A 2229-nucleotide genomic window follows, 5' to 3' on the forward strand; every position below is an offset into this window, starting at 1 on the left:
CTGATTGGCAAGTAGCGAAATCCGATATTATGCCGAACTGGTATTTGGCGTCAGACGATGAAGCTGGCACTCATACCGCGTTAATCGCCAGTACCAGTAACCACAAAAATGGCCAGGTGCCCACCAAGCCGGATGACGAACTCACCTTTGTGGGTGAATTTAACTCCCCTGCACAGTGGAAACGCTATGGTGGTGCACTGATCGATCACTATGACCCTTTTTCCGCGCAGCAACGATACGAGCGCAACGCCGACCTTTCACAGGAAGATATCCAAGGAAAAATACTGCCAACACCGGCCAGTCGCGTTGAGAAAGAAGGCCATGTCACGATTAACAGCGATTGGACTGTGGTGTATGACAATGGTTATCAAGCACAAGCAAAGTGGCTTGCCGATCAGCTTGGTATCTCAGCGAGCGACTGGGTTCCGACGAACCAAAACGTTATCTATGTTGGCTGGGAAAAAGTGACGCTCAAGGGCAGCGATCAATGGCATGAGGCCTATCGTTTAGATGTCCAGCCTGATCAGCAACGTATTGAGATTGGTGCTCCCGATGAGGCAGGAGCTTTATACGCCGCGCAAAGTTTACTACAACTCAAATCAGGCGACAGCATCAAGGCGGTGACGCTGACCGATGCGCCCCGATTTGCCTATCGAGGCCTTTCTGTTGATGCGGCACGCAACTTTCGCAGTAAAGAAGCCATTTTTAAATTACTCGATCAGATGGCCGCACTAAAGCTTAATAAACTCCACTTGCGTCTCAGCGATGATGAAGCGTGGCGCATTGAGATCCCAGCCCTCCCTGAGCTGGCCGAAGTCGGTAGCAAGCGCTGTCATGATCTATCAGAAACCCGCTGTGTATTGCCCTTCTTAGGCGCAGGACCGGACGGCACAGAAGCATCAGACGGGTATTACACCACGGAAGATTATCAAGCCATCTTGCGTAAGGCGGATGCACTCAATATTACCGTGATCCCTGAGGTAGACATGCCTGGTCACGCACACGCCGCCATCAAAGCGATGGAAGCGCGATATCACAAGTACATGGCACAAGGCGATGAAGCCAAAGCAAAGGAATATTTACTGACTGATTTTGAGGACGATACTCAGTATCTTTCCGTGCAAATGTTCACCGATAATGCCATCAATGTTTGTATGGAATCGAGCTACCGCTTTGCCGATACTGTTGTCTCCGCTTTAGTTGATGCGCATCGTGATGTTCAGCCACTCAGCACATTCCACTTTGGTGGTGACGAGATAGCAGGTGCATGGACCGACTCGCCCGTTTGTCAGTCCTTTATAACGAATAATGATGCAGGCGTAAGTAGTGTCGATGATTTAAGTCAGTACTTTGTCGAACGTATCTCACACATTGCCCAACGCTATCAGCTGGATCTCGGTGGTTGGGAAGACGGCTTAATGCACACTAATCAGGTCTATCCACGATCACAACTTACCAATCAACAGGTATATGGCAATGCATGGCAAAATATCTGGGAATGGGGGGTTGCCGACCGAGCTTATAACCTCGCTAACAGTGGTTATGGCGTTATCTATAACCAAGCCACACACCTCTATTTTGACCATCCCTACGAGCCAGATCCGAGTGAGCGTGGCTACTATTGGGCACCGCGTTTTACTGATACTCGTAAGACGTTTAGCTTTATGCCTGATGATCTCTACGCTAATGCCAACACAAAACGCAATGGCGCACCAATTACTAAAAAAGAGGTCATCGAGGCCGCAACAGTGAAAACGCTCACGCGTCCAGAAAACGTACTCGGTTTGCAAGCATCGGTTTGGAGTGAAACCATTCGCTCCGATGGCCAGTTTGAATCAATGACCTTCCCTCGCCTCTTTGCCATGGCAGAACGTGCTTGGCATCGTGCTGATTGGGAAGCGAACACACAAAACGAGAAAGAGGCGAATCAAACGCAGCGAAAAGTGGATTACAACCTCTTTGCCAATCAGTTAGCAAACTACTGGTTCCCACAATTGGAACAACAAGGCATTGGCTTCCGTTTGCCTGTTCCTGGTGGGATGATAGAGAATGGCGAACTAAAAGCGAATTCACCGTTCCCAGGACTCGCCATTGAGTACTCAACCGATAATGGTGCAAGCTGGCAAACCTATGATGCGGCAAATGCTCCTCACGTGAGCACTCCTGTGCAGCTGCGCACCGTTTCGGGTGAACGTGTAAGCCGAATCAGTAAGATTGACTAATCGAGCC

General features: G+C 49.6%; 1 protein-coding gene. It reads left to right on the forward strand.

Annotation, left to right across the window (positions count from 1 at the left end):
• The coding region (locus tag BZG79_RS14365) for a family 20 glycosylhydrolase (protein ID WP_108743310.1) at positions 1-2222 on the forward strand (2222 nt) is incomplete at its 5' end.
• Positions 2223-2229 lie beyond the last annotated feature (7 nt).

This window comes from Salinivibrio sp. MA427, from assembly GCF_001996115.1.
Taxonomy (GTDB): Bacteria; Pseudomonadota; Gammaproteobacteria; order Enterobacterales; family Vibrionaceae; genus Salinivibrio; species Salinivibrio costicola.